Here is a 24,449-nt window from a genome sequence, read left to right on the forward strand (position 1 = left end):
GATCATGGCCCAAGCATCTCTGACCCCGACCCCCGTGAGCGCCCCGTGTCCCGGCGTGCCGGTCGTCCTCGCCCTCGACCTCGGCACCACGACCGGGTGGGCGCTGCAGGCGGCGGACGGTCTGATCACCAGCGGCACCGTGTCTTTCCGGCCCAGCCGCTATGACGGCGGGGGCATGCGCTACCTACGGTTCCGGGGCTGGCTCGAGCAGCTGGCCCACGACGCCGGAACCATCACCGCCATCCACTTCGAGGAGGTTCGCAGGCACGTCGGCACCGACGCGGCGCATGTCTATGGCGGGCTGCTGGCCACGCTGACGTCGTGGGTGGAGACCGCGGGCGTCGCCTATCAGGGCGTGCCGGTCGGCACCATCAAGCGCCACGCCACAGGCAAGGGCAACGCGAACAAGGACGCCATGATGGCGGCCGCCCGGGCGCGCGGCTTCAGCCCCGCCGACGACAACGAGGCCGACGCCATCGCGATCCTGCTCTGGGCGCTGGAAACGCGCGGAGGTGTGCAATGACTGGCATGCGGTTCACGCCCAAGGGCTACGGCGGTCACCGCCGCAACCCCGACGAGGTCAAGCGCGACGGCTGGAAGGAACAGGGGTTGCTGGCGGTGGCTGTCGACGATGATCGCCTGACCTGGCCCGAGCGGGAGCTGGTGCGCCAGCTCGGCGAGCGGCTCTACGGCAAGCGGGAACGGGAGGCGCGTCATGGGTGAGTGGACCACAGCGCAGGTGCAGGACCGGCTGGAGCTTGCGGCGGACGTCATGCGGCAGCTGCCTGGCGTGATGCCGCAGGGCTACTTCAACGCCTGGCCCGAATACTTCCACAGCTTCGCCGACAAGGTCGGTCAGGAGCCGCAGATGCGTCGCCCGAGGCCCAGCCCGCGACAGATCACACAGGCGGAGGAAGCGATGCTTTGGCTGCGCTGGCTCGAGCCAGAGGATGGGCGCTTGGTCTGGGCCCGCGCAGACGGCATGGCGTGGAAGCCGATCTGCTGGCAGTTCGGTCTGTCGCGCACGGCCGCTACCAAGCGCTGGCAGTACGGCCTTGCAGTGATCACCTGGCGGCTGAACGGTCGCGTCCCGTCGCTCCGGCGGTCACAGCAGTTCGTCATCGAAAACGCCAATCGGCTGTCAAGAAAAATCGTCCTCTGAGGAAATTTTCGGGTGTACATCGCAGGCCCTTACACATTTCGACGAGGCCGTTAGAAAACGAATATGCTCGGGAGAGGAGCGCGCAGGCAGAGGCCGCGCCGCTGGCTTCCGGGGTCCAGCGAAGGGTCCAGCCGGGGTCCAATGGGCTAACCCATTGAGTTCTTGGTTCCTTCCTCGCGATATTCGTATGCTGGCGGGCGAAGCGCGGCACATCGCTAGCGACAGGGCCGGATTTTTGGGAAGCCACCCGGAAGCCGGACCCACTCACGCCCCGCGCAAACACCAATGAACGCTGACCTTTCGACCGGACACTGCTGGTGGCCGCTGGACCCCGTGTGGAGTCCTGCCCGGCATCCGGAGTCCGGAAGCCACCAGCATCCACCCGCCTGAGGACCCTTGCCCACCATGACGCTGAGCTTCGCCCCGGACGCGATCGAGACTTGGCCGCTGTCGCGCCTCCAGCCCTACGCGAAGAACGCGAAGGCGCACGGCGCGGACCAGGTCGCCAAGATCGCCGCCAGCATGGCCGAGTTCGGCTGGACCGTGCCATGCCTCGTCGCCGAGGACGGCGAGCTGATCGCCGGGCATGGCCGCGTCCTGGCCGCCACGCAGCTCGGGCTGACCGAGGCGCCGGTGATCGTGCTGGGCCACCTGACCGAGGCGCAGCGCCGAGCATACCGGATCGCGGACAACAAGCTGACCGAACTCGGCAGCTGGGACGAGGCGCTGCTGTCGGCGGAACTGAACGACCTGCTGGCCGAGGATTTCGACCTTTCGCTGGTGGGCTTCTCGGACGGCGAGTTGGACAAGCTGCTGGCCTTCGTGCCGGAGGGGGATGGTGAAGACGGTGGCCCCGGGGGCTCCGTGCCGCCGGTGACCATCCCGGAACCGCCGCGCAATCCGGCGTCGCGTACCGGCGATCTGTGGATCCTCGGGGATCATCGATTGCTGTGTGGTGACAGCACCAGCGCCGCCGATGTGCGCCGCCTGATGAATGGCGAGCGGGCGATCCTGTTCGCGACCGATCCGCCGTATCTGGTGGACTACGACGGCTCGAACCATCCGACCCGCAACAAGGATTGGTCGGCGTCCTACGGCACGACCTGGGACGACAGTTCGCAGGGCGCGGAACTCTACGACGGCTTCATCGCGGCCGCCGTGGCGGAGGCCATCGCCGAGGACGCCGCTTGGTACTGCTGGCACGCCTCCCGCCGCCAGGCGATGCTGGAAGCCTGCTGGGAGAAAGCCGGTGCCTTCGTGCATCAGCAGATCATCTGGGTGAAGGACCGCGGGGTTCTGACCCGCTCCCATTACCTCTGGAAACACGAGCCCTGTTTCATGGGTTGGCGCCGTCCGAACCGCCCGCCGAAGGTGGCCGAGGAAACGCTGCCATCGACATGGGCGCTGCCGAGTTTCGCGAAGGACAACCGGCCCGACCACCCGACGCCGAAACCGCTCGACGCCTTCGGCATCCCGATGCGCCAGCATGTGACGCGGGGCGGCCTCTGCTACGAGCCGTTCTCGGGCTCCGGCTCTCAGATCATCGCAGGCGAGGCCAATGGCCGTCGTGTGTTCGCGATGGAGATCAGCCCGGCCTATGTCGACGTCGCCGTGGAGCGCTGGCAGGCCGAGACCGGCCGAGACGCGATCCTCGATGGCGACGGACGGACCTTCACGCAGTTGAGAACCGAGCGGCTGGGCGACAATGGCGAAGCCCCCGCAGATGCCCCGGACACGGATGCCGAACCCGAATCCGCACACAAGCGCAAGCCTTCCGCATGAAGCAGTCGCGCCGCATGTCTCTGGTCGAGTCCATCGCCAACGTGGTCGTGGGCTACGGCGTTGCCGTCGTCACGCAGATCCTGATCTTCCCGGTCTTCGGGCGACACACTACACACGACGCTGGCGCAGAACCTCAAAAGTGACACGGTGTTCACCGCGGTCACTATCGCGCGTTCCTTCGCCCTGCGGCGGTTGTTTGAAGCAGCTGGAACTAAATAGCCGAGGCTTCGGGTGCTACGCCTGATTGTTTTTTGGTGAGCGGCGAGCAGTGCAGCAAACATGGTATAGGCTATCGCAATACGAGCTACGGAGAGCCGACGCTGAAACCTAAGAATGTCGCGATTGCGGACAGGTTAGCCAAAATTGCAATCGTACCGGCAATTCCAGAAATCAATACCGCGAAAATGGCGTAGTTTCGAGACTGTCTTGCTGCGCGTAGCGCTGAGTTCAGCACATACTCGACCTGTTTGTAGTCTGAGCCCTCTATCTTGATTTCAGTCTTTCTGTTCAAGAACCGCTGACAGTTCGGACACTCGCCGCCGAAGACGACGCTAGCGCCGCAGGTTGGGCATTGATGAGCCACGCGGCTCCCTCCTAACATAGTCGACTCACATACAGTCATTGTCCTGATAGCAGTGTAACTTCGGGCGGACTACGTTTTTTTGGCAGCACGTTACCCGTTCGGTGGTTCATCGACGGACCTCACGCACTTGCTCCCACCCTATGAGATTCATTGTGCAAGATGTTCTTCGATGCCGCCGCGCATACAAGCGGCGACATCGTCCTCTTCGCAGCAGACGGCGTCAGTCGTCGGCGATCTTGTAAGCCCTTCCGCGCCCCTCGACCTTCTCCGAGGTCACCTCGAGCCCGAGCTTCTTCTTCAGTGCCCCGGCCATCGCGCCGCGCACCGTGTGCGACTGCCAGCCCGTCGCGGCCATGATCTCCTCGATGGTCGTGCCGTCCGGAGCGCGCAGCATGGCGATCAGCGTGGCCTGCTTCGTGCCCTCGCGCGGCGTGCTCGTCTTGCGCGCGGCGTTCGGTTCAGTGGGGGTGTCCGGCGCGGGCTCCTCGGTCGGCGCGTCCGTCGCGCCCGCAGGCGCGGGGTTCGCGTCCTCGGTCTCGATCCCGATGGCGGCAAGGCCCGCGTCGGTGGCGACCAGCGTGACGCCGTGGCCGTCTCCGGTCTCGCGCCACATAAGCTCGCCCTTGCGCGTGTCGGCGTCGACCTCCTGCAAGAAGCCCTTGGCGAGCATCGCGCCGACCACCTTGGCGGCGCCGCCACCGCGCAGGCTCTCGGGCAGCGGCAGGGCGATGCGGTCCTCGCGCTGTGCGGCGGCGCTGAGGATGATGGCTTGGGTGTCGGAAAGCTTGGTCATGGGGTCGTCTCCGTATTCGGGCCCGCGTCATGCGGCGCCTTCTACGACCGCGAGCCGCGCGGGGCGCGCGGCGGGAGTTCCGGCAGCGCCGGAGATCAGCGGGCGTGTTCGCCCTCGCCGAAGGCGCTGTCGGTGATGCGCTTCAGGAGGCTGGCGTAGTGTTCGAGGGTACCGACCATGGCCCAGCCCGCCTCGTCGGGGGCGCAGTTGAAATGGTCGTCGCTAAGCGCCTGCAGACGGGAGAGCATCTCGTCGATCTCTGCTTTCTTGCCGATGAAGGCTGCGAGCGCGGCTTCCTTGTTCCGGCGCGCCTTCTCGGCGCGGAGTTCGTGGCGCGGGGTGGTGATCGGGTTCAGGCGGCTGGTCATCGTGGTGGCTCCTTGGTGAGTTGCATCGTTGCGTGGGAGTAACGTTCGCTCTCTCCGCGCTGCTTATCAACTCGATAAGCACATGATTCTGAATGTTAATTGGAGCTATCGATGCAGGGCATGAGCGAGCGCCAGTACGCCGCGCATGTCGGGCTGTCGCGGGGCGCGATCCAGAAGGCGAAGACCGCCGAGCGCCTGGTCCTCTATCCCGACGGCAGCATCAACGCGGCCGCCAGCGACGCCCGGCGTGCCGAGACGACGGACCCGTCGAAGACGAGAAAGCCGCCCGCACCGAAGCTGAAGCCTGTCCCCGAGGCAGCGGTCGCCGCCGTCGGCGACACCTTGCGCGAACAGGGTCTGGCGGTCCCGCCCGTCGGCGGCGGCACGACCTTCCTGCAGGCGAAGACCGCGAACGAGGTGCTGAAGGCGCAGGAGCGGCGCATCCGGCTTCAGAAGCTGAAGGGGGAGTTGATCGAGCGGGCCCGCGCGCTGGCGCTGGTGTTCCGGCTGGCGCGGGAAGAACGGGACACGTGGGTGAACTGGCCTGCGCGCGCGGCGGCGCTGATGGCGGCCGAGCTCTCGGCCTCATGCAGCGAAGCGACGGGCCAGCAGATCACCGTGGAGCCAGCCGCGATGCAGAAGGTCCTGGAGAAACATGTACGCGCCCACCTCGACGAACTCGCCGAGGTCCGGCCCGACTTCCGGTGATGATGACGCACTGACGGACTTCGACGGCGCGGGCGAGATCCTGCGCGCCTGGGGCAGCGGGCTGCGGCCCGACCCGGACCTGACCGTCTCGGAATGGGCGGACCGGCACCGGATGCTCTCGGGCCGCGCCTCGGCCGAACCGGGCCGGTATCGCACGGTGCGCACGCCCTACATGCGCGAGATCATGGACCGGCTGTCGCCCGGCGATCCCACGCAGCGCATCGTGTTCATGAAAGCGGCACAGGTCGGGGCGACCGAGGCTGGCAACAACTGGATCGGCTTTGCCATCCACCAGGCGCCGGGCCCGATGCTGGCGGTCCAGCCCACGGTGGAACTGGCGAAACGCAACTCGCGCCAGCGGATCGATCCGCTGATCGACGAAAGCCCCGACCTGCGGGAACGGGTCAAACCGGCGCGGTCCCGCGACGCGGGCAACACGATGCTGTCGAAAGAGTTCGGGGGCGGCATCCTGATCATGACCGGCGCAAACTCGGCGGTCGGGCTGCGCTCGACCCCGGCGCGCTACATTTTCCTTGACGAGGTCGATGCCTATCCCGCCTCGGCCGACGAGGAAGGCGATCCGGTCACGCTGGCGGAAGCGCGGTCGCTGACCTTCGCCCACCGGCGCAAGGTCTTCCTGGTCTCGACCCCCACGATCCGGGGGCTGTCGCGCATCGAGCGGGAATACGAGGCGAGCGACCAGCGCCGGTTCTTCGTGCCGTGCCCGCACTGCAGCGCGATGCAGTGGCTGAAGTTCGACCGGCTGCGCTGGCAGAAGGGCCGCCCGGAGACGGCAGAATATCACTGCGAGGGCTGCGAGCAGCCCATCGCGGAACACCACAAGACGGCGATGCTGGAGGGCGGCGAATGGCGCGCGACCGCCATTGCCGCCGATCCGACGACGGTGGGGTATCACCTCTCGGCGCTCTACTCGCCGATCGGCTGGCTGAGCTGGGAGCGGATCGTGCGGGCATGGGACGCGGCACAGGGGTCGGACGAGGCAATCAAGGCCTTCCGCAACACGATCCTTGGCGAGACATGGGTCGAGACCGGGGAAGCGCCGGACTGGCAGCGGCTCTACGACCGGCGCGAGCGCTGGACATCCGGCACGGTGCCTGCGGGTGGACTGTTCCTGACCGCCGGCGCCGACGTGCAGAAGGACCGGATCGAGGTTGATGTCTGGGCCTGGGGTCGTGGGTTGGAGTCCTGGCTCGTCGATCATGTCGTGATCGAAGGCGGGCCGGATCGGCATGACGCATGGTCTGACCTGACCGCGCTGCTGGACCGAAGCTGGCCGCATGAGCGCGGCGCGCATCTGCGGATTGCGCGGCTGGCTATCGACACGGGCTACGAGGCTCCGGCGGTCTATTCCTGGTCGCGGGCGCAAGGCTTCGCGCAGGTGTCGCCGGTCAAGGGCGTCGAGGGGTTCAACCGTTCGAGCCCGGTGTCGGGCCCGACCTTCGTCGATGCGACCGAGGCTGGCCGCCGCCTGCGGCGCGGGGCCCGGCTCTGGACGGTGGCCGTGTCGAGTTTCAAGGCCGAGACCTACCGCTACCTGCGCCTGGAGCGGCCGACGACAGAGGAACGCGCCGAGGGCGCGGCTTTTCCGCCGGGCACGATCCACCTGCCGACATGGGTCGAGAGCGAATGGCTGAAGCAGTTCGTGGCCGAACAGCTGGTGACGGTGCGCACGAAACGCGGCTTCGCCCGACTGGAATGGCAGAAGCTGCGCGAGCGCAACGAGGCGCTGGATTGCCGGGTCTATGCCCGCGCCGCCGCCTGGATCGCCGGCGCGGACCGCTGGCCGGAGTCGACCTGGCGTGACCTCGAGGATCAGCTCGGGGCGGCGCCGACCATGGACAGTGATCCGGCGGGGCAGATCAACCGACCGGGACAGGCCCCACAGGGCAAGCGCCGCTCCGACTGGCTCGGGCGGCGTGGAGGGTGGTTTTAGGCCAGTGGCGTGACGGCCGCGAGGCCCGGCAAGGAAAGCAGCAATGACGGATTGGACGGAAACCGAGCTCTCGGCGCTGCGCCGGGCCTATGCCAGCGGCACGACGCGGGTGAGCTATGACGGCAAGTCGGTGGATTACGGCTCGGCCGAGGACCTGCTGGCGCGCATCCGCACCATCGAGCGCGCCATCGCGGGAACGACACGGCCGCTGCCTGTGGCCGGGCTCGCGGGCTTCTCGCGCGGGGACCGCTGATGTCTGCGACCTGGTTCGATCATGCCATCGCCACGGTGGCCCCGCGCATGGCCGCACGTCGCGTTATGGGCCGGCAGGCCTTCGAGACCCTGACGCGCGGCTACGATGGCGCCGCACGCGGGCGGCGAACGGAGGGCTGGCGGGCGCCGGGATCCTCCGCCGACACCGAAATCGGCGTCGCCGGGGCGCTCTTGCGCGACCGGATGCGCGATCTGGTGCGCAACAACCCGCATGCGGCCAAGGCCGTGGCGGTGCTGGTCAACAACATCATCGGCGCGGGCATCATGCCGCGCGCCGCCAGCGGCGACGACACGCTGGACCGCAAGGTCGATGCGCTCTTCGAAAGATGGACGGCGGAGTGCGACGCCGATGGCCAGCTCGACTTCTATGGCCTGCAGACGCTGATCTGCCGCGAGATGGTCGAGGCTGGCGAAGTGCTGGTGCGCCGCCGTCTGCGGCGGGCGTCAGATGGCCTGCCGGTGCCGCTGCAATTGCAGGTGGTGGAGGCCGATTTCCTCGACGCCACCAAATCCGGCGTCCTCGGCGCAGGCCGCCTCGTGCAGGGGATCGAGTTCGACCCGGTCGGCAAGCGCCGGGCCTACTGGCTGCATGCCGAACATCCGGGCGACGCCTACGGGGCGCTGCAGAACGGTCTGCAGAGCCGCCCGGTCCCCGCGACCGAGATCGCCCATGTCTACGAGAAGCAGCGCACGCAAGCGCGCGGCGTTCCCTGGGGCGCGCCGGTGATCCGGTCCTTGCGCGATCTCGACGACTACGAGGTGGCCGAACTGGTCCGCAAGAAGACCGAGGCCTGCGTCACCGCCATCGTCTTCGGCGATGACGAGGCGCAGCAGGGCATCGCGCCTTCGGTGGTCGACGCCGACGGCAACCGGGTCGAGCAGTTCGAGCCGGGGCTGATCGCCTATGCCCGCGGCGGCAAGGACATCCGGTTCAACCAGCCATCCGCCACCGGAGGCTATGGCGAATACAAGCGCGCGAGCCTGCACACGATCTCCGCCGGGTTTAGGGTGCCCTACGAGCTGCTGACCGGGGACCTCTCCCAGGTGAACTATTCCTCGATCCGGGCGGGGCTCGTGGAGTTCCGCCGCCAGATCGACGCCTTGCAGTGGCAGCTCTTCATCCCGATGTTCTGCGCGCCGGTCTGGCGCTGGTTCACGGAAGCCGCTTGGGCGGCGGGCCAAATCCCGACACCCGATGTCCCGGTCGAATGGCAGCCGCCGAAGTTCGAGGCTGTCGATCCGCAGAAGGATGCGATGGCGGACCTTCTGGCGATCCGTTCGGGCACCATGACGCTGGCACAGGCCATCGCCCGGCAGGGCCGCAACCCCGACGCCGTGCTGGCGGAAATCGCCGCGACCAACGCGAAGCTCGACGACCTCGGGCTGGTGCTCGACAGCGACCCGCGCCGCGTCACCAAGACCGGCAGCGCACAGAGCAGCGATCCGGCGAACGATACCGCCGTCGGCGACCCCTCCGGCGAAGCGGATGAAACCGACCCGGCGCAGGCCGACCAACAGGACTGACCTTCATGGACACGATGATCGAACTGCCGGCCATGCGCCGGTCGGCGGAGCTTGCGCCGAACACGGCCGATGCCGACAGCCGCACCGTCGAGGTGGTCTGGTCGGCAGGCGCGCGCGTCCGCCGCGCCACCTTCTTCGGCGAGCCCTATGACGAGGAACTGAGCCTCGACCCCGCGCATGTCCGCCTCGACCGGCTGAACGCGGGCGCGCCCTTCCTGAAGGTCCATGAGATCGACACGCTCGACGCCGTCATCGGCTCGGTCGTGCCCGGTTCGGCCCGGATCGAGAACGGTCGCGGCATCGCGCAGGTGCGGATCAGCGAGCGTGCCGACGTCGAGCCGATCTGGCGCGACATCCAGGCCGGGCACATCCGGGCGGTCTCGATCGGCTACCAGGTCCACCGCTTCGACATCTCGAAACCCGATGGCGGGCGCGAGCTTTGGAGCGCGGTCGACTGGACCCCGTTCGAGATTTCGGCCGTGCCGGTCGGCGCCGATCCCGCCGCGGGCTTCCGCGCCAAGGGCGAACAACACGACTGCGTCCTCCATCGCCGGGACGCCCAAACCAGCGAAGGAGCATCCCCGATGACCGACAAGACGACCCCGGCCGCCCCGGCCGACGACACCCCCGACACGGCAGCGACCGAGGAGATCACCATGCCCGACGACAAGACCGGCGCGACTGAGGCGCCGACGCGCGCGGCTGAGACGCGCGGCCAGCCCAAGGCCCCCAAGCCCGAGGCCCCCGATACCGAAGCCATCGCGACCCGCGCCCGCGAAGCCGAGCGCGACCGCGTCTCGACCATCTACGATTTGGCCGGGCGGCTGAACCTCGAGCGCAGCTTCGCCGAGGATCTGGTCAAGCGCGGCGTCAGCGTCGACGAGGCCCGCCGCCTGATCCTCGACCAGGTCGCGGCGAAATCCGACGAGACCCGGACCTTCCCGCATGTCTCCGTCCCCCTCGGCGGACGGGACGAGCGCATCACCCGCCGCGACGCGGTGGCGAACGCGCTCTTGCACCGCTACAGCCCCACGCTGTTCCCGCTGGAAGACGCCGCGCGCCAGTATCGCGGCATGACCCTGCTGGAGCTGGCCCGCGAAAGCCTCGGCAATGCGGGCGTGAACACCCGCGGCCTGTCGCGCGACGAGGTGGCCACGCGTGCGTTGCATTCCACATCGGACTTCCCCGAGATCCTCTCAGCCGTCACCAACAAGACCCTGCGCCAGGCCTACGACGCCTATCCGCGCACCTTCTCGCTCTTCTGCCGCCAGGTGCTGGCGACCGACTTCAAATCCATGCACCGGGTCCAGCTAGGCGAGGCCCCGCAACTTCTGGAAGTGGGCGAAAGCGGCGAGTTCAAGCGCGGCACCCTCGGGGAGAGCAAGGAGAGCTACAAGGTCAAGACCTATGGCCGGGTGGTCGCCATCACCCGCCAGGTGCTGATCAACGACGATCTCGACGCCTTCACGCGCATCCCGGCGATGTACGGTAACTCCATCGCCCAGCTGGAAAGCGATGTCGTCTGGGGGATCATCACCGCGAACCCGGCCATGGCCGACGGCACGGCGCTGTTCCACGCCAACCACAAGAACCTCGCGGGGACCGGCGCGGCGCTGGCCGTCGATGCGGTGGGCGCGGCGCGTGCCGCGATGGCGCTGCAGACCGGGCTCGACAAGAAGACGGTGCTGAACATCCGCCCCGCCTTCCTGATCGTGCCCGCCGCGCTGGAGCTGAAGGCCGAACAGCTGGTTGCCCAGAACCTCGTGCCCGCCGCGACCTCCAGCGTGGTGCCGCAATCGATCCGCACCCTCTCGCCGATCAGCGAGCCGCGCCTCGATGCCGCCAGCGCCACCGCCTGGTATCTGGCGGCCAGCCCGAACCAGATCGACACCATCGAATACGCCTATCTCGAGGGTCAGCAGGGCGCCTACATCGAGACGCGCAACGGCTTCGATGTGGATGGCGTCGAGATCAAGTGCCGCCTCGACTTCGGTGCCAAGGCGATCGACTGGCGCGGCCTTTACAAGAATGCCGGGGCATAACAGCCCGGCGCTTCACCCATGAACCCGAGCACACGGTCGGTCCTTTTGGGCCGCCCTTCGTCTTTCAGAAAGGACATTCCCCATGCAAAACTTCGTGCAGCCCGGAAACACCATCACCCTGATCGCGCCCTATGCCGTCGCTTCCGGCGATGGCCTGCTCGTTGGCTCGATCTTCGGCGTGGCCGCAGGCAGCGCCGCCCTCGGCGAGCCTGTCGAGGCCACGCTCACCGGTGTCTTCGACATCACCAAGATCGGCTCTCAGGCGTGGACCGTCGGCGCCAAGGTCTATTGGGACAACACCAACAAGCGCTGCACCACGGTCGCGACCGACAACGCCCTGATCGGCGCAGCCGTCGAGGCCGTGGCGAGCGGCGCGGACGACACCATCGGCCGCGTGCGCCTGAACGCCGCGTTCTGATGTCGGCCTTCGCCGCCGCCGTTGGCGCGCTCTTCGCCGATCCGAACATCGGCCGGGATGCGGTCTATGTCGCCGACGGCGGCGCGCCCGTTCTGGTGCGCGTCGTTGCCCGGCGTGCCGATGCGATCAGCGATTTCGGCGATGCGCGCCTCTGGTCGGAAACCACCCGCATCGACCTGCGCGTGAGCGAGGTCGCCGAGCCCCGTCCCGGCGACCTGATCGAGATCGAGGGTGACGCCTTTCTCATTCAGGGCGAGCCGGTCCGGGATCGAGAACGGCTGGTCTGGACCGTCGACCTGAGGCCCACGTGAAGCTTGGCGTCAACATCGTCGGCGATATCGCCCGGATCATGGACGCGGAGGTGAAGGCCGGCGAGAAGGCCGTCACCACGGCGATGCGTGACGCCGGAACCGGCCTGAAATCGGCCTGGCGCGCGCAGATCACCGACGCCGGTCTCGGGGCGCGGCTCGCGCGCACCATCCGGTCGGACGCCTGGCCCAAGGGTAGGCCAAGCCTCAATGCGGCTGCGCTGGTCTGGTCGAAGGCGCCGGTGATCATCGGCGCGCATGACACCGGGCCGTTGATCCGCTCGAAGAACGGGTTCTGGCTGACGATCCCGACGGCGGCGGCGGGCAAATCCATCCGCGGCGGCCGGATCACCCCCCTTGAGTGGGAACGCCGCACCGGGCTACGGCTGCGCTTCGTCTATCGGCGCACCGGACCGAGCCTGCTCGTGGCCGAGGGGCGGCTGAACACGAAAGGCCGCGCGGTGGCGTCCCGCTCGAAGACCGGCCGCGGGCTCACCACCGTGCCCATCTTCCTGCTGGTGCCGCAGGTCAGGCTGCCGAAGCGGCTGGATCTGGCACGGGATGCCGAACGGGCGCGCGACGCGGTGCCGGGGCTGATCGTGGCGAACTGGGTGGAGGGGAGACGTTCCTGACGGACACGCACCGCCTGTCGCCCCGGTCGTCAGGCGTGGAACCGCTGCCGGTATTCGCCCGGCGTCAGACCGACGACGCGGTGAAAGACCTTTCGGAAGGCGGCCGGATCGCGGTAGCCGACCTCCCAGGCGATGGCGTCGACCGGTTGCTGGCCGAACTGCAGCAGCTCGCGCGCGCGGTTCACCCGCAGCCGCTGCGCATAGTCGGTGGAGGTGAGGCCGGTCGCCTTCTGGAACCGGCGCAGGAACGTTCGCTCCTCCAACCCTGCGCAGGCGGCGAGCACTGGCAGCGCCGCCTCTTTCCCGCCGGCGGCCTGCATCCAGTGCTGCACCTTCAGGATCGCGGCGTCGCCATGGTTCAGGCGCGGGGCGAAGGTGCTGTAGATCCGCTGCTCGCGGCCGGGCGGGTCGAGCAGCAGAACCTGCGACGTCTCCAGCATGACCGATGGACCGAGGAAGCGGTCGACCAACTTCAGCCCCAGGTCGGTCCAGGACATCAGCCCGCCGGCGGTCAGGAGATCGCCCTCGTCGATGATCAGCCGGTCGGGATCGAGCGCCACCTTGGGGAAACGCGCGGCAAAGGTCTCGGCATAAAGCCAATGGGTCGTGGCGCGGCGACCGTCCAGAAGCCCGGTCTCGGCCAGCAGGAACGCGCCCGCACAGACCGAGGCCAGCACCGAGCCCGCGCCATGGGCATCGCGGAGCCATCGCGCGATGGGTTGGGCAGCTTCGGGCGTGATCGGCGTGCCAAGGGCGGGCGGCAGGATCAGCGCGTCATGCCCGACGTCCGGCCGGGCAGGTTTGACGTCGGGATCGCCGCTGCATTCGGTGACGCGGAGCTTCGGCAACTCCTGCGGCGCCTTCGCCGCCACCCCGGCCGCGATGCCGAACAGGTCCGACAATCCCAGCACCGCCGAAAGCTGCGCGCCCGGATAGCGCACCAGGCCGATGTCCACGGTCCTGCCCATATCGCACCTTTGTCGGTATCGCCTTCAATTATGTCGATACCGCCAATCGGCGCAAGCCCTGGCGGTGGCTATTCTCCAGTCATCGAAACCGTGGGCAGCAACAGAAAGGTCAAGCCATGAGCAAGCGTGCCATCGTCGTCGTCGATATCCAGAAGGACTACTTCCCGTCCGGCAAGTTTGAACTTGTCGGGGTCGAACAGGCCGCTGCCAATGCCGCCCGGGTGATCGAGGCCGCCCGCGGCAAGGGCGATCGCGTCATCCATATCCAGCATATCTTCCCCAGCCAGGACGCGCCGTTCTTCACGCCCGATTCCGAAGGCAGCGAGATCAGCCCGGTGGTTGCGCCGCGCGCGAATGAAACCGTTGTCGTCAAGAACTACCCCAACTCGTTCCTCAAGACCGATCTGAAAGCGATCCTCGACGCGGACGGGATCGAGGAGGTCGTGGTGGTCGGCGCGATGAGCCACATGTGCATCGACGCGACCACCCGCGCCGCGAGCGATTTCGGCTACAAGACCACGGTGGTGCAGGACGCCTGCGCGACGCGCGATCTGGAATTCGGCGGTGTGACGGTGCCGGCTGCCTCCGTCCATGCCGCGATGATGTCGGCGCTCGGCTTTGCCTATGCCACCATCACCGATACCGACCGCTGGATCGCGGGCTGACGGAAGAGGCCACTTTCGCCGACGGCTTCAGCGCGCCGGCACAGTGCCTGGCGACGGCGAAACAATCCGACTCTGATCAGCGTCACCCGACCATCTGTCTAAAAGGGAGGCCCGCGGTCCCGCGGCAGCTTCCCTTTCGTCGTTCGTGTCACGCTTCGACGCATCCACCTACCTGGGGCCCAGCATCACCATGCCCACCCTTCGCGAAACCATCCTGACCGCGCTGCACATGCGGCTCTCGGCGCTGACCGCCACCGCCTTGCGCGGCGAGGTGCTGCCGGAACGTGTTCCGGCAGCCGGGTTGCTGATCCTGCGCGACGGCGAGCCGGGGGAGCCCGAGGTCACGCTGTCGCCGCTCACCTATCACTACCAGCATCGGGCCGAGATCGAGGCGGTCGTGCAGGGCGCGGCCCGTGACGCCGCCTTCGACACGCTCTGCGCCAGCATCGGCACGGCGCTCGTCGCCGACCGCACGCTCGGCGGTCTCTGCGACTGGGTCGAGGCGGAAGCGCCGCAGCCGGTCGATCTGCCGGTGGACGGCGCGGCCAGCCTGAAGGCGGCTGTCATTCCTGTCATTCTACACTACTCCGCTTCGGACCCGCTTGGCTGATGCGGGTGCTGCGTTCGGTGAGGTGACAGTCCACCGGACTGTCACCTGATCCGCCTCACTCCACGGCCGACCCGCTCGGCTGAACCTCTTCGACAAGGAGACCGACATGGCACGCGCGCAAGGGGCGCGGGCGCGGATGGCGCTCGCGTTCGAGACGACCTATGGCACGCCGCCCGGCAGCGGTTATACTCGGATGCCCTTCGCCAGCACCTCGCTGGGGGCGGAGCAGCCGCTGCTGAACTCCGAGCTGCTGGGCTATGGCCGCGACCCTCTGGCGCCGGTCAAGGATGCGGTGACCGCGGATGGCGAGGTGGTGGTGCCGATCGATGCCGAGGCCTTCGGATTCTGGCTGAAGGCGGGTTTCGGAGCGCCGACCACCACCGGAAGCTCGCCCGGCCCCTGGACCCATACCTTCCAGTCCGGGTCCTGGACGCTGCCCAGCATGGCGATCGAGACCGCGATGCCCGAGGTGCCGCGCTATGCCATGTATTCCGGCGTGGTGCTGGACCAGCTCAGCTGGCAGATGCAGCGCTCGGGCCTCCTGACCGCCACCGCACGGCTGGTGGCGCAGGGCGAGACGGTGGCCACGACCAGCGGCGCGGGGACGCCGGCGGAACTCGACCTGATCCGCTTCGGCCATTTCAACGGCGCGATCAAACGGAACGGCACCGCGCTCGGCAACGTGGTCTCGACCGAGATCACCTACGCCAACAATCTCGACCGGATCGAGACCATCCGTGCCGACGGCATGATCGACGGCGCCGATCCCTCGATTGCCGCGCTGACCGGCCGCACCGAGGTGCGCTTTGCCGACAGCACGCTGGTGAGTCAGGCGATCAACGGCACACCTTGCGAGCTGGAGTTTTCCTACATGCTCATCTCGGGCGAAAGCCTGACCGTCACCGTCCATGCTGTCTATCTGCCGCGCCCGCGCATCGAGATCGGCGGACCGCAGGGCATCCAGGCCAGCTTCGACTGGCAAGCGGCCCGCGACGCAACGCTGGGGCGGATGTGCACCGCCGTTCTCGTCAATAATGTGGAGAATTACTGACCATGATCCGTCTCGATCTGTCCGCCGCGCCGAAATGGCTCGATCTCGGCTCTGGCCTGCGTCTGCAGGTCCTGCCCGTCACCACCGCGATCATGGTTGCCGCCCGCAACGACCCGGCAGTGGAAGCACTGTCTGATACGGCCAGCAAGGAGGAGCAGGCGCTGGTGATGGCCAAGGCGGTCGCCCGCCGCGTGCTCACCGGCTGGGAGGGCGTCGGCGATGCGAGCGGCAATCCTGTTCCCGTCACCCCGGAAGGCATCGACGCGCTTCTGGACATCTGGCCCATCTTCGAGGCCTTCCAGACCCGCATCCTCGCGCCGCATCTGATGCTGGAGCAGGAAAAAAACGTCTCATCGCCCTCGCCGACTGGCACTTCGGCGGGGGCGACGCCTACTGCAAAGCCTGCGAAGGCCCGTGCCCGGACTGCCCGGCGCGCGTGAGACGTCCGGAAACTCCGGAAGGTTGGCAGGTCTGGGATCTGGTGCAGCGCCTGACCGGGCAGCTGCGCCTCGCGACCGGAATGGGCGGCGGTGCCGTCATCGGCTGGGACATGACGGCGGCGATGGCCATGGCGAGTGCGCTCGGGGTCGATCCACTGATCGCCGCCGAATGCCTGCCCGAGATCGAGGCGGTGATGGTGCGCAAGCTCAACGAACAGATGGCGTCCGGTGACCGGTCGTCACTGGGGCCGGAGCGCTGAATCCGCTCCGCAAGCGTCATCCCGCGCGTCAGGAACAATGATCCATGGCACAGAAGAAAGTCTCTGTCCGGCTCGTCGCCGAGGGCGGGCGGCAGGTGCGGGCCGAGTTTCAGGGCGTGGGCGATGCCGGCGAAGCGAGCTTCAAGCGCATCGAACGGCAGGCCGATGTCACCGGCGCGGTGCTGCGCCGCCTTGCCGGGATCGTCGCCGGGGCGCTAAGCGTCCGGCAGGTCGTTCAATATGCCGATGCCTGGACCGACCTGCGCTCGCGCGTCGATCTGGCGACCGGCAGCCAGGCGCGCGGCGCGGCGGTGATGGAGCGCCTCGCCGCCATGGCGCGGCGAACCTATTCGGGGATCGAGCAGACCACCGAATCCTGGCTCGCCAACGCGACCGCGCTCAGGGAACTTGGCCTTTCGACCCGCGAAAGCCTCGATTTCACCGAAGCCCTGAACAACGCCATGGTGGTTTCCGGCGCCAAGGGCGAGCGCGCCGTCTCGGTGCAGACGGCGCTGGCCCGCGCCATGGCGCTGGGGAAACTCTCCGGCGACAACCTCAATACCGTGATCGCGCAGGGCGGGCGTGTCGCGCAACTTCTGGCGGCCGAGCTTGGCACCACCGTCACCGGGTTGCGTCAGGCCGGCGCCGAGGGCCGCATCACCGGCGCGGTGATCCAGACCGCGCTGATCGGCAATCTGGAACGCCTGCGCGAGGAAGCCGACGGCATGCCCGCGACCATCACTGATGCCTTCACGCTGATCGGCAATGCCGCGCTGCAGCTGGTCGGGAGCTGGGATCAGGTGTTCGGGGCATCCTCCATGGTAGCCACCGCGCTGATCGCGGTGGCCGACAACATGGAGCGGCTTGCGGCCATCGGCATTGCCTTCGCCGGCTTCATGGCCGGGCGCTGGGTCGCCGCCTTCCTCGCCGCCCGTGTCGCCACGCTGACGCTTTCCGGCGCGCTGACGGTGCTGCGCGGCGCCATCGTGCGCACCGGCATCGGCGCCCTGATCGTGCTGGCGGGCGAGCTGATCTATCAGCTGATGAATGTCGTGCAGAAGGTGGGCGGGCTGGGTGAAGCTTTCCGCCTCGTCGCCGATTTCGCGGCGGAAGCGTGGGATCGCATGGGGTTGCGGCTCGATGCGGTGATGGCCCGCATCGGCGCCGCCTGGGAGGGGCTGAAGGCGACGATCTTCACCCTGCTCGGCGACACCGTGACCGGGATCGTCAGTTTCGGCGACCGAACCGTCGCGGTGTTTCAGGGCGCTTATGACGGCGCAGTGGCGATCTGGGGCAGCCTGCCGGGCGCCATCGGCGATTTCGCCTTCCAGGCGGCGAACGGGCTGATCTCGGGGGTCGAGGCGATGCTGAACGGCGTCGTCACCCGCATCAACGGCTTCATCGAGGCTCTGAACGCGGCACTGGCGCTGCTGCCGGAATGGGCGACGGGCGAAGGCGGTGTGCGCATCGGCACGCTCGATCCGGTGGCATTGGGGCGGATCGGCAATCCGTTCGAGGGCGCGGCGACGGCGGCCGGCACCGCCGCAGCCGATGCCTTCGCCGCCGCCATGGGCAAGACCTATGTCACCGCCCCCGATACCGGCCTCGGCGCCATGGCCGAGGTCGCGCGCCGACGCGCCGAAGGCTTCGCGGAAGCGGCCGGCATGCTCTCTGACGCCGCATCGCGGCCGATGGCCAGCTGGCAGGCATTGAAGGATGCGGTGACCGGCACCGGCGATGAGGCCGGAGGTGCGCTTGACGATTCGACAGGCGGCGCATTGGGCCTCGGCGATGCGCTGGACGGCGCCACTGGTGCGGCAGGCCGCGCCGGCTCCGCCGCCCGCCAGGCCGGGGCGGATGCGGCTACGGGGGCGGAAACGGCCGTCACCGGCTGGGCCGCCGTCAGCGCCACGTTGGCCGATTACGCCGCCAAGGCGCGCGAGATCGGCGGCGATATCGGCAATGCGCTGGTGGGCGCCTTCACCTCGGCCGAGAATGCCATCGGCGAATTCGTGAAGACCGGCAAGTTGAAGTTCGGCGATCTGGTCACCTCGCTGATCGCCGATCTGGCGAAACTCGCCGCGCGGCGTTTCGTCCTTGGCCCGCTGGCAGGCGTGCTTTCCGGCGTGTTGGGCAATCTCGGTGGCGGGATCTTCGCCAACATCCTGCATGCCGGCGGCATGGTCGGGTCTCCGGGTCCGGGCCGCATGGTGCCGGCACTGGCCTTCGCCGGGGCGCCGCGCATGCATTCCGGCGGCTGGGCGGGGCTCAGGCCCGACGAGGTGCCCGCGATCCTGCAGCGCGGTGAGCGGGTGCTCTCGCGCAGGGAAGCCGCAGGTTACGGCGCGGGCGGCAATGTCACGGTGAACATCAACGCTCGGGACGCCGAAAGCTTCCGCCAATCCCGAACGCAGATCGCGGCCGATATCGCCCGCGCTGTCTCGCTCGGGCGGCGCGGCATGTGAGCCCCGGCCGGCACAACCCTGAACCAGACAGAGAACAGCGATGGCTTTTCACGAGGTCCGGTTTCCGGACGACATCAGCCGTGGTGCGCGCGGCGGACCCGAGCGGCGCACCCAGATCGTCGAGCTGGCCTCAGGCGATGAGGAGCGCAATGCCAGCTGGGCGAACAGTCGCCGCCGCTACGACGTGGCCTATGGCATCCGCCGTGCCGACGATCTCGCGGCAGTCGTCGCCTTCTTCGAGGCGCGCAACGGCCGCCTCCATGGCTTCCGGTTCAAGGATTGGGGCGATTACAAGTCCTGTCTGCCGTCGGGCACGCCGTCGCCCACCAACCAGGCAACCGGCACCGGCGACGGCACGACAACCGCATTCCAGCTGGTGAAGCGCTACGCCTCAGGCAGCCAGACATGGGTGCGGACCATCACCAAGCCGGTCGCGGGCTCGGTCGCCGTCGCCCTGAATGGCACACCCCAGGCCTCCGGCTGGTCCGTCGATACCACCACCGGCGTCATCACCTTCGCCACCGCGCCGGGCGCTGGCGTCACGATTACTGCGGGCTTCGAGTTCGATGTCCCGGTCCGCTTCGACACCGACGCACTCGACGTGACGCTCGACCTCGAGCGGCTGGGCTCGATCACCTCCATCCCGCTTCTGGAGATCCGACGATGAACGACGAAACCGGATTTCTGGCGGCGGCGCTGAAGGAACTACTCGCCTCCACGGCGGTGATCCTTGCCGCCTGGGGCGCGCTCGGGGGCGCGACCAACGCGCTGACCACGAAGATGCGGCTGCGCGACGCGCTGCGCCACATCCTGCTTGGCGGTCTGATCGCGGCCGGGATGGGTAGCCTGTCGATGGCGATCATCACCCGCTGGCTCGGCCTGCCGCCCGAGGCAATCCCGGCCGGGGGCGCGGCCGGATCGGCCGCCTATCTGGTCGGCGTTTTCGGCCCCGCCTTCATCGAGGTGCTGCTCGCCCGACTGCGCCATGCCGGGAAAGGCGATGGCTATGCATGACCTTCTCCGCCTCGCGCGCTCCCTGCGCTGCGACCCATCCGATCCCGGCCAGGCCTTCCGCCACCGCCTGGGCGTCGGCATCGCCATCGCCGCGCTGATCCTGATCCTCTCGCTTCTGGGGTGACTTCCATGCACTTGACTGACCGGGGCCTTCTGGCCCTTGTCCGGCACGAAGGCATCGTGCCCGGACCCTACCGTGATGTGCAACAGGTCTGGACCTTCGGCATCGGCCACACGGCCGCAGCCGGGGCACCCGATCCCGCCACGATGTCGCGCGGCATGCCCGCCGATCTCGATGCCGGGCTCCGCGAAGCCTTCCGAGTCTTCCGGTTCGACCTCGCGCGCTATGAGGCCGCCGTCCTGCGCGCCGTGAAGGTGCCCCTCGAGCCGCACGAATTCGATGCGCTGGTCTCGTTTCACTACAACACAGGCGGAATCGCCAAGGCGGCGCTCACCCGGCACCTGAACGCGGACGACCGGGCGGCCGCCGCAGCAGCCTTCATGGGCTGGCTCAAGCCCGCCGCGATCCGCCCGCGCCGTGAGGCCGAGCGCGATCTCTTCGCCACGGGCCGCTATCCCGCCGGAACGATCCCCGTCTGGTCGGTCGACCGCAACGGCCGGGTCGACTTCTCGCAACCGATCCGGCGCCTGACCGAGGACGAAGCGCTGGCGCTGCTGCGCCCCGCAAGCGCGCCAGTGCCGACGCAAACCATTTTCGCTCCGTCTTGGTGGCGGAGGCTGTTGGACCATTTCAAAGGAAAGGCAACATCATGAACTGGAACCTCGCGCGTGGGCTGATCTACCTTGCCTGTCTGGCAGCCTCTGGTCTGGCGATGGCCGGGCTGGCTGATTTCGATCTGGCAACCGGCACCTTCGACCTGAGGCCCTTCAACCTTTACGCCCTGACCGGCGCTGGCGGCGGTGTCGTCTCGTCCGCACTGGCCTCTCTGGCGTTGCTTCGCGGCTGGGGACGGAAGTGAAATCCCTCTCGCCCGCTCTGCAGGCCCATCTCGACGAGGGCACGACCACGCTCGCCTGGTGCTGGCGGATCACGCGGGCAGATGGTGTCACCTTCGGCTTCACCGATCACGACCAGACGCTCAGCTTCGACGGCACCGATTTCGAACCCGAGAGCGGGCTGACGGCCTCCGAGGTGCGCTCGGGTTCCGACCTGTCGGTCGATGCGCAGGACGCCGAAGGCGTGCTGACTTCGGACCGCATCACCGAGACCGACATCCTCGATGGCCGTTGGGACAACGCGGCGGTCGAGGTCTGGCGGGTGAACTGGGCCGACACCGCGCAGCGCGTGCTGATGCGGCGCGGGGCCATCGGCCAGATCCGGCGGGGGCGGCTCGCCTTCGTGGCGGAGGTGCGCTCGCTTGCGCACGTGCTGGGCCAGACGGTCGGGCGGACATTCCAGGCGAGTTGCGACGCGGCGCTCGGCGATGCGCGCTGTGGCGTCGATCTGGAGGACCCGGCCTTCAAGGGAGCGGGTGCTGCGGTCGATCTGCTGCGGGATCGCGCGTTCACCGCCTCCGGTCTCGGCGGCTTCGAGGCGGGCTGGTTCACATTCGGGACGCTGGACTGGACCTCCGGCGCAAACGCCGGGCGGCGCACCGAGGTGTTGGGCCATGACCTTACGGATGGCATCGCCGTGCTGACCCTGCTGGAGGCCCCGGTGCGGGCCATCAGCGAGGACGACGGTTTCACCATCCGCGCGGGCTGCGACAAGCGGATCGAGACCTGCGGCGCGAAGTTCGCGAACAGCGCCAACTTCCGCGGCTTCCCGCACATCCCCGGCCAGGATGCCGTGCTGCGCTATGCCACCAAGGACGGTGGTCACGACGGAGGTGTGCTGTGAAAGCCGCCGATCCCGACAAGGTCATCGCGGCGGCACGGTCGTGGCTCGGCACGCCGTATCACGACCAGGCGAGCCTCAAGGGCGTCGGCTGCGACTGCCTTGGTCTCGCCCGGGGTGTCTGGCGCGAAGTCGTGGGCCCCGAGCCATTCCCGATCCCGCCCTACAGTCGGGACTGGGGCGAGACCGGTCCGCGCGAGGTGCTGGCCGAAGGCGCGCGGCGCATGATGCCGGAGATCGCCCCGGCCGATGCCGGTCCCGGTTCGCTGGTTCTCTTTCGGATGAGGTCGCGCGCCATCGCAAAGCATGTCGGGATCCTGATTGGCCCCGACACCTTCCTCCATGCCTACGAGCGACTCGGCGTGATCGAGGAGCCGCTGACCCAAGCCTGGCGGCGGCGCGTCGCCTTTGCCTTCCTGTTCCCCAACCGCTGAGATTTCGCAATGGCTACCCTCGTTCTCGGCGTTGCCGGCGCCGCCATCGGCGGTTCCATCGGCGGCGCGATCCTCGGTGTCAGCGCCGCCACCATCGGCGGCTTCATCGGCTCGACCGTGGGTTCGGTGGTCGACAGCTGGATCGTCTCGTCGCTGGCGCCGACCCAGCGCATCGAGGGCGCGCGGCTTGACACGCTGCGCATCACCTCGGCCACCGAGGGCGCGGTGATCCCGCGGCTCTACGGGCGCATGCGCATGGGCGGCAACATCATCTGGGCGACGGATTTCCGCGAGGAGACGAAGACCACCACGCAGGGTGGCGGCAAGGGTGGCGGGGGCGGCAAGATCAAGACCACGGAGTACCTCTATTACGCATCGTTTGCCGTAGCCTTGTGCGAGGGTGAGATCACCGGCATCGGCCGCATCTGGGCCGACGGCAAGCCGATGGACCTCTCCGGCGTGACCTGGCGCTGGTATCCGGGCGACGAGGCTCAAGGCCCCGATCCGTTCATCGCGGCGAAGATGGGTGCGGCCAACACGCCTGCGTATCGCGTCACCGCCTATGTCGTGTTCGAGGACTTGCCGCTTTTCAGCTATGGCAACCGCTTGCCGCAGCTTTCCTTCGAGGTATTCCGCCCGCTTGCCGACCCTGACACGGCCGAGGGGCTGGTGAAGGCCGTCACCATGATCCCGGCCTCGGGTGAGTTCACCTATGCCACGCAGGCGATCCGCAAATCCGCAGGCGGCGCGACGCAGGCGGAAAACCTGAACGCGCTGCCCGACGAGGCGGACATGGTGGTCGCACTTGACCGTCTGCAGGCGATGGCGCCGGCGGTCGAGAGCGTATCGCTGGTGGTCGCCTGGTTCGGCGACGACCTGCGCGCGGGATCGTGCAAGGTGCGGCCGGGCGTCGAGGTGTCGGCCAAATCCACCACACCCGCCAGCTGGTCGGTGAATGGCGTGAGCCGCGCCAATGCCTTCCTCGTCAGCCGCGACGATCAGGATCGGCCCGTCTATGGCGGCACGCCGTCTGATTTCGCCGTCGTGCAGGCGATCCAGGAGATGAAGGCCCGCGGGCTGCGCGTCACCTTCTACCCGTTCATTCTGATGGACGTGCCGCCCGGCAACACCCTACCGAACCCGTATTCCGACAACGCCGCCGAGACGGGCCAGCCCGCCTTTCCCTGGCGGGGGAGGATCACCTGTTCTCCTGCGGCAGGGTTCGCGGGGACGGTGGACAAGACCGCCACGGCCGCAAGCCAGGTCGCGGCACTGTTTGGCACGGCCATGCCGGCCAACTTCAGCGTCTCGGGTCAGAGCGTCAGCTGGACCGGCGCGCCCGGCGACTGGGGCCTGCGCCGCATGGTGCTGCACTACGCCCATCTCTGCGCGGCGGCGGGCGGGGTCGATGCGTTCCTGATCGGCACCGAGATGCCGGGGCTGACGACCATCCGCTCCGGCACCAGCATCTATCCGGCGGTGCAGGCCTATCGGGAACTGCTCGCGGATGTGCGCTCTATCCTCGGGTCCGGCACCAGGATCGGCTATGCGGCCGACTGGTCGGAGTATTTCGGGCACCAGCCGGGCGATGGCTCGGGCGACGTGTTCTTCCACCTCGATCCGCTCTGGGCCGATCCGGAGATCGATTTCGTCGGGATCGACAACTACATGCCGCTGTCGGATTGGCGCGACGGGTTCGAGCATGCGGACACGGCCGAGGGCTGGCCCGCGATCTACGACCGCGCCTACCTGCAGGGGAACATCGCGGGCGGTGAGGGCTACGACTGGTTCTACGCCAGCGCCGCCGACCGAACCGCGCAGGTCCGCACGCCGATCACGGACGGTGCGGCGGCTAAGCCATGGGTCTTCCGCTACAAGGATCTGCGCGCCTGGTGGTCGAACCCGCATTACGACCGCCCCGGTGGGATGGAGAGCGGCACGCCGACGGCGTGGGCGCCGCAGTCGAAGCCGATCTGGTTCACCGAGTTGGGCTGCCCGGCCATCGACCGGGGCACGAACCAGCCGAACGTCTTCTTCGACCCGAAGTCGTCCGAGAGCTTCACGCCGCATTTCTCGCGGGGCTGGCGCGACGACGCGATCCAGCGGGCGTATCTCGAGGCGACGTACCTCTGGTGGG

General features: G+C 68.2%; 31 protein-coding genes. 28 read left to right on the forward strand and 3 right to left on the reverse strand.

Annotated elements, in window-relative coordinates:
- Positions 1-4 precede the first annotated feature (4 nt).
- From GL279_RS15915 to GL279_RS19710, 6 genes are all read left to right on the forward strand, one after another.
- Positions 5-523 carry a hypothetical protein gene (locus GL279_RS15915; RefSeq protein ID WP_155065600.1) on the forward strand — a complete coding sequence of 173 codons (519 nt, stop codon included), beginning with the start codon at positions 5-7 and terminating at the stop codon, positions 521-523.
- A gap of 5 nt (positions 524-528) precedes the next feature.
- Entirely contained in the window at positions 529-723 is a 195-nt protein-coding gene (locus GL279_RS15920) for a hypothetical protein (RefSeq protein WP_167550348.1), read from the forward strand.
- A complete protein-coding gene (locus GL279_RS15925) occupies positions 716-1,162 on the forward strand; it encodes a DUF6362 family protein (protein WP_155065602.1) in 447 nt (148 codons plus the stop codon). Before GL279_RS15920 ends, GL279_RS15925 begins: the two co-directional genes overlap by 8 nt.
- 405 nt (positions 1,163-1,567) lie before the next feature.
- Positions 1,568-2,944: a site-specific DNA-methyltransferase gene (locus tag GL279_RS15930; protein WP_155065603.1), complete on the forward strand. Its 1,377-nt coding sequence runs from the start codon at positions 1,568-1,570 to the stop codon at positions 2,942-2,944.
- A gap of 14 nt (positions 2,945-2,958) precedes the next feature.
- A complete protein-coding gene (locus GL279_RS19705) occupies positions 2,959-3,087 on the forward strand; it encodes a DUF7220 family protein (RefSeq protein WP_425495610.1) in 129 nt (42 codons plus the stop codon).
- 4 nt (positions 3,088-3,091) lie between these two features.
- A complete protein-coding gene (locus GL279_RS19710) occupies positions 3,092-3,163 on the forward strand; it encodes a hypothetical protein (protein ID WP_425495611.1) in 72 nt (23 codons plus the stop codon).
- A gap of 584 nt (positions 3,164-3,747) precedes the next feature.
- On the opposite strand, the gene GL279_RS15940 is transcribed toward GL279_RS19710, so the two are convergent.
- Positions 3,748-4,320 carry a DUF3489 domain-containing protein gene (locus tag GL279_RS15940; protein WP_155065604.1) on the reverse strand — a complete coding sequence of 191 codons (573 nt, stop codon included), beginning with the start codon at positions 4,318-4,320 and terminating at the stop codon, positions 3,748-3,750.
- 95 nt (positions 4,321-4,415) lie between these two features.
- Entirely contained in the window at positions 4,416-4,688 is a 273-nt protein-coding gene (locus GL279_RS15945) for a hypothetical protein (RefSeq protein WP_155065605.1), read from the reverse strand.
- Positions 4,689-4,799: 111 nt separating this feature from the next.
- Here GL279_RS15945 and GL279_RS15950 point away from each other — a divergent pair, with 111 nt between their 5' ends.
- From GL279_RS15950 to GL279_RS15985, 8 genes are all read left to right on the forward strand, one after another.
- Positions 4,800-5,396, forward strand: coding sequence for a hypothetical protein (locus GL279_RS15950; RefSeq protein ID WP_155065606.1), 597 nt, complete (start codon positions 4,800-4,802; stop codon positions 5,394-5,396).
- Entirely contained in the window at positions 5,344-7,350 is a 2,007-nt protein-coding gene (locus GL279_RS15955) for a phage terminase large subunit family protein (protein ID WP_155065607.1), read from the forward strand. The genes GL279_RS15950 and GL279_RS15955 overlap by 53 nt, the downstream gene beginning before the upstream one ends.
- Positions 7,351-7,393: 43 nt before the next feature.
- Positions 7,394-7,603, forward strand: a complete 210-nt coding sequence (locus GL279_RS15960; protein ID WP_028030714.1) for a phage head-tail joining protein — start codon at positions 7,394-7,396, stop codon at positions 7,601-7,603.
- 47 nt (positions 7,604-7,650) lie between these two features.
- Positions 7,651-9,147 carry a phage portal protein gene (locus tag GL279_RS15965; RefSeq protein WP_246175351.1) on the forward strand — a complete coding sequence of 499 codons (1,497 nt, stop codon included), beginning with the start codon at positions 7,651-7,653 and terminating at the stop codon, positions 9,145-9,147.
- A gap of 5 nt (positions 9,148-9,152) precedes the next feature.
- Positions 9,153-11,189, forward strand: coding sequence for a prohead protease/major capsid protein fusion protein (locus GL279_RS15970; protein ID WP_155065609.1), 2,037 nt, complete (start codon positions 9,153-9,155; stop codon positions 11,187-11,189).
- 82 nt (positions 11,190-11,271) lie between these two features.
- The gene (locus GL279_RS15975) at positions 11,272-11,607 is read left to right on the forward strand and encodes a DUF2190 family protein (RefSeq protein WP_155065610.1); all 336 of its coding nucleotides are present in this window, start codon (positions 11,272-11,274) and stop codon (positions 11,605-11,607) included.
- Positions 11,607-11,918 carry a head-tail joining protein gene (locus GL279_RS15980; protein ID WP_155065611.1) on the forward strand — a complete coding sequence of 104 codons (312 nt, stop codon included), beginning with the start codon at positions 11,607-11,609 and terminating at the stop codon, positions 11,916-11,918. Before GL279_RS15975 ends, GL279_RS15980 begins: the two co-directional genes overlap by 1 nt.
- Positions 11,919-11,956: 38 nt before the next feature.
- On the forward strand, positions 11,957-12,547 hold the full coding sequence (locus GL279_RS15985) for a DUF6441 family protein (RefSeq protein WP_155065627.1): 591 nt from the start codon (positions 11,957-11,959) through the stop codon (positions 12,545-12,547).
- Between the two features lie 29 nt (positions 12,548-12,576).
- Here GL279_RS15985 and GL279_RS15990 read toward each other — a convergent pair whose 3' ends face one another.
- The gene (locus tag GL279_RS15990; protein ID WP_155065612.1) at positions 12,577-13,515 is read right to left on the reverse strand and encodes a GlxA family transcriptional regulator; all 939 of its coding nucleotides are present in this window, start codon (positions 13,513-13,515) and stop codon (positions 12,577-12,579) included.
- Between the two features lie 116 nt (positions 13,516-13,631).
- Here GL279_RS15990 and GL279_RS15995 point away from each other — a divergent pair, with 116 nt between their 5' ends.
- From GL279_RS15995 to GL279_RS16055, 14 genes are all read left to right on the forward strand, one after another.
- On the forward strand, positions 13,632-14,180 hold the full coding sequence (locus GL279_RS15995) for a cysteine hydrolase family protein (protein WP_155065613.1): 549 nt from the start codon (positions 13,632-13,634) through the stop codon (positions 14,178-14,180).
- A gap of 190 nt (positions 14,181-14,370) precedes the next feature.
- Complete coding sequence (locus GL279_RS16000) at positions 14,371-14,790, forward strand: acyl-CoA transferase (protein WP_155065614.1); 420 nt, start codon at positions 14,371-14,373, stop codon at positions 14,788-14,790.
- 106 nt (positions 14,791-14,896) lie between these two features.
- On the forward strand, positions 14,897-15,841 hold the full coding sequence (locus GL279_RS16005) for a phage tail tube protein (protein WP_155065615.1): 945 nt from the start codon (positions 14,897-14,899) through the stop codon (positions 15,839-15,841).
- 2 nt (positions 15,842-15,843) lie between these two features.
- Positions 15,844-16,281, forward strand: coding sequence for a hypothetical protein (locus tag GL279_RS16010; protein WP_155065616.1), 438 nt, complete (start codon positions 15,844-15,846; stop codon positions 16,279-16,281).
- Positions 16,282-16,322: 41 nt separating this feature from the next.
- On the forward strand, positions 16,323-16,541 hold the full coding sequence (locus tag GL279_RS16015) for a DUF7697 family protein (protein WP_246175352.1): 219 nt from the start codon (positions 16,323-16,325) through the stop codon (positions 16,539-16,541).
- Positions 16,542-16,585: 44 nt separating this feature from the next.
- Positions 16,586-19,006, forward strand: a complete 2,421-nt coding sequence (locus GL279_RS16020) for a tape measure protein (protein WP_155065617.1) — start codon at positions 16,586-16,588, stop codon at positions 19,004-19,006.
- A 40-nt stretch (positions 19,007-19,046) separates the two neighbouring features.
- Positions 19,047-19,673 carry a DUF2460 domain-containing protein gene (locus GL279_RS16025; RefSeq protein ID WP_155065618.1) on the forward strand — a complete coding sequence of 209 codons (627 nt, stop codon included), beginning with the start codon at positions 19,047-19,049 and terminating at the stop codon, positions 19,671-19,673.
- The gene (locus tag GL279_RS16030) at positions 19,670-20,020 is read left to right on the forward strand and encodes a hypothetical protein (protein ID WP_155065619.1); all 351 of its coding nucleotides are present in this window, start codon (positions 19,670-19,672) and stop codon (positions 20,018-20,020) included. The genes GL279_RS16025 and GL279_RS16030 overlap by 4 nt, the downstream gene beginning before the upstream one ends.
- Positions 20,013-20,144: a hypothetical protein gene (locus GL279_RS19620; protein ID WP_269846609.1), complete on the forward strand. Its 132-nt coding sequence runs from the start codon at positions 20,013-20,015 to the stop codon at positions 20,142-20,144. The genes GL279_RS16030 and GL279_RS19620 overlap by 8 nt, the downstream gene beginning before the upstream one ends.
- A gap of 5 nt (positions 20,145-20,149) precedes the next feature.
- Positions 20,150-20,794 carry a lysozyme gene (locus GL279_RS16035; protein ID WP_155065620.1) on the forward strand — a complete coding sequence of 215 codons (645 nt, stop codon included), beginning with the start codon at positions 20,150-20,152 and terminating at the stop codon, positions 20,792-20,794.
- Positions 20,791-21,000, forward strand: a complete 210-nt coding sequence (locus GL279_RS16040; protein ID WP_119896236.1) for a hypothetical protein — start codon at positions 20,791-20,793, stop codon at positions 20,998-21,000. The genes GL279_RS16035 and GL279_RS16040 overlap by 4 nt, the downstream gene beginning before the upstream one ends.
- Positions 20,997-21,881: a DUF2163 domain-containing protein gene (locus GL279_RS16045; RefSeq protein WP_343039832.1), complete on the forward strand. Its 885-nt coding sequence runs from the start codon at positions 20,997-20,999 to the stop codon at positions 21,879-21,881. Before GL279_RS16040 ends, GL279_RS16045 begins: the two co-directional genes overlap by 4 nt.
- Positions 21,878-22,312 carry an NlpC/P60 family protein gene (locus GL279_RS16050; protein ID WP_343039833.1) on the forward strand — a complete coding sequence of 145 codons (435 nt, stop codon included), beginning with the start codon at positions 21,878-21,880 and terminating at the stop codon, positions 22,310-22,312. The genes GL279_RS16045 and GL279_RS16050 overlap by 4 nt, the downstream gene beginning before the upstream one ends.
- A gap of 9 nt (positions 22,313-22,321) precedes the next feature.
- On the forward strand, positions 22,322-24,449 hold a 2,128-nt coding region (locus tag GL279_RS16055; protein WP_211371342.1), incomplete at its 3' end, for a baseplate multidomain protein megatron.

The organism is Paracoccus limosus (genome assembly GCF_009711185.1).
GTDB lineage: Bacteria > Pseudomonadota > Alphaproteobacteria > Rhodobacterales > Rhodobacteraceae > Paracoccus > Paracoccus limosus.

Coding starts and splice junctions, on each gene's coding strand:
- GL279_RS15915 (WP_155065600.1), top strand. CDS start 5: ATGGCCCAAGCATCTCTGACCCCGACCCCCGTGAGCGCCCCGTGTCCC.
- GL279_RS15920 (WP_167550348.1), top strand. CDS start 529: ATGCGGTTCACGCCCAAGGGCTACGGCGGTCACCGCCGCAACCCCGAC.
- GL279_RS15925 (WP_155065602.1), top strand. CDS start 716: ATGGGTGAGTGGACCACAGCGCAGGTGCAGGACCGGCTGGAGCTTGCG.
- GL279_RS15930 (WP_155065603.1), top strand. CDS start 1,568: ATGACGCTGAGCTTCGCCCCGGACGCGATCGAGACTTGGCCGCTGTCG.
- GL279_RS19705 (WP_425495610.1), top strand. CDS start 2,959: ATGTCTCTGGTCGAGTCCATCGCCAACGTGGTCGTGGGCTACGGCGTT.
- GL279_RS15940 (WP_155065604.1), bottom strand. CDS start 4,320: ATGACCAAGCTTTCCGACACCCAAGCCATCATCCTCAGCGCCGCCGCA.
- GL279_RS15945 (WP_155065605.1), bottom strand. CDS start 4,688: ATGACCAGCCGCCTGAACCCGATCACCACCCCGCGCCACGAACTCCGC.
- GL279_RS15950 (WP_155065606.1), top strand. CDS start 4,800: ATGCAGGGCATGAGCGAGCGCCAGTACGCCGCGCATGTCGGGCTGTCG.
- GL279_RS15955 (WP_155065607.1), top strand. CDS start 5,344: ATGTACGCGCCCACCTCGACGAACTCGCCGAGGTCCGGCCCGACTTCC.
- GL279_RS15960 (WP_028030714.1), top strand. CDS start 7,394: ATGACGGATTGGACGGAAACCGAGCTCTCGGCGCTGCGCCGGGCCTAT.
- GL279_RS15965 (WP_246175351.1), top strand. CDS start 7,651: ATGGCCGCACGTCGCGTTATGGGCCGGCAGGCCTTCGAGACCCTGACG.
- GL279_RS15970 (WP_155065609.1), top strand. CDS start 9,153: ATGGACACGATGATCGAACTGCCGGCCATGCGCCGGTCGGCGGAGCTT.
- GL279_RS15975 (WP_155065610.1), top strand. CDS start 11,272: ATGCAAAACTTCGTGCAGCCCGGAAACACCATCACCCTGATCGCGCCC.
- GL279_RS15980 (WP_155065611.1), top strand. CDS start 11,607: ATGTCGGCCTTCGCCGCCGCCGTTGGCGCGCTCTTCGCCGATCCGAAC.
- GL279_RS15985 (WP_155065627.1), top strand. CDS start 11,957: ATGGACGCGGAGGTGAAGGCCGGCGAGAAGGCCGTCACCACGGCGATG.
- GL279_RS15990 (WP_155065612.1), bottom strand. CDS start 13,515: ATGGGCAGGACCGTGGACATCGGCCTGGTGCGCTATCCGGGCGCGCAG.
- GL279_RS15995 (WP_155065613.1), top strand. CDS start 13,632: ATGAGCAAGCGTGCCATCGTCGTCGTCGATATCCAGAAGGACTACTTC.
- GL279_RS16000 (WP_155065614.1), top strand. CDS start 14,371: ATGCCCACCCTTCGCGAAACCATCCTGACCGCGCTGCACATGCGGCTC.
- GL279_RS16005 (WP_155065615.1), top strand. CDS start 14,897: ATGGCACGCGCGCAAGGGGCGCGGGCGCGGATGGCGCTCGCGTTCGAG.
- GL279_RS16010 (WP_155065616.1), top strand. CDS start 15,844: ATGATCCGTCTCGATCTGTCCGCCGCGCCGAAATGGCTCGATCTCGGC.
- GL279_RS16020 (WP_155065617.1), top strand. CDS start 16,586: ATGGCACAGAAGAAAGTCTCTGTCCGGCTCGTCGCCGAGGGCGGGCGG.
- GL279_RS16025 (WP_155065618.1), top strand. CDS start 19,047: ATGGCTTTTCACGAGGTCCGGTTTCCGGACGACATCAGCCGTGGTGCG.
- GL279_RS16030 (WP_155065619.1), top strand. CDS start 19,670: ATGAACGACGAAACCGGATTTCTGGCGGCGGCGCTGAAGGAACTACTC.
- GL279_RS19620 (WP_269846609.1), top strand. CDS start 20,013: ATGCATGACCTTCTCCGCCTCGCGCGCTCCCTGCGCTGCGACCCATCC.
- GL279_RS16035 (WP_155065620.1), top strand. CDS start 20,150: ATGCACTTGACTGACCGGGGCCTTCTGGCCCTTGTCCGGCACGAAGGC.
- GL279_RS16040 (WP_119896236.1), top strand. CDS start 20,791: ATGAACTGGAACCTCGCGCGTGGGCTGATCTACCTTGCCTGTCTGGCA.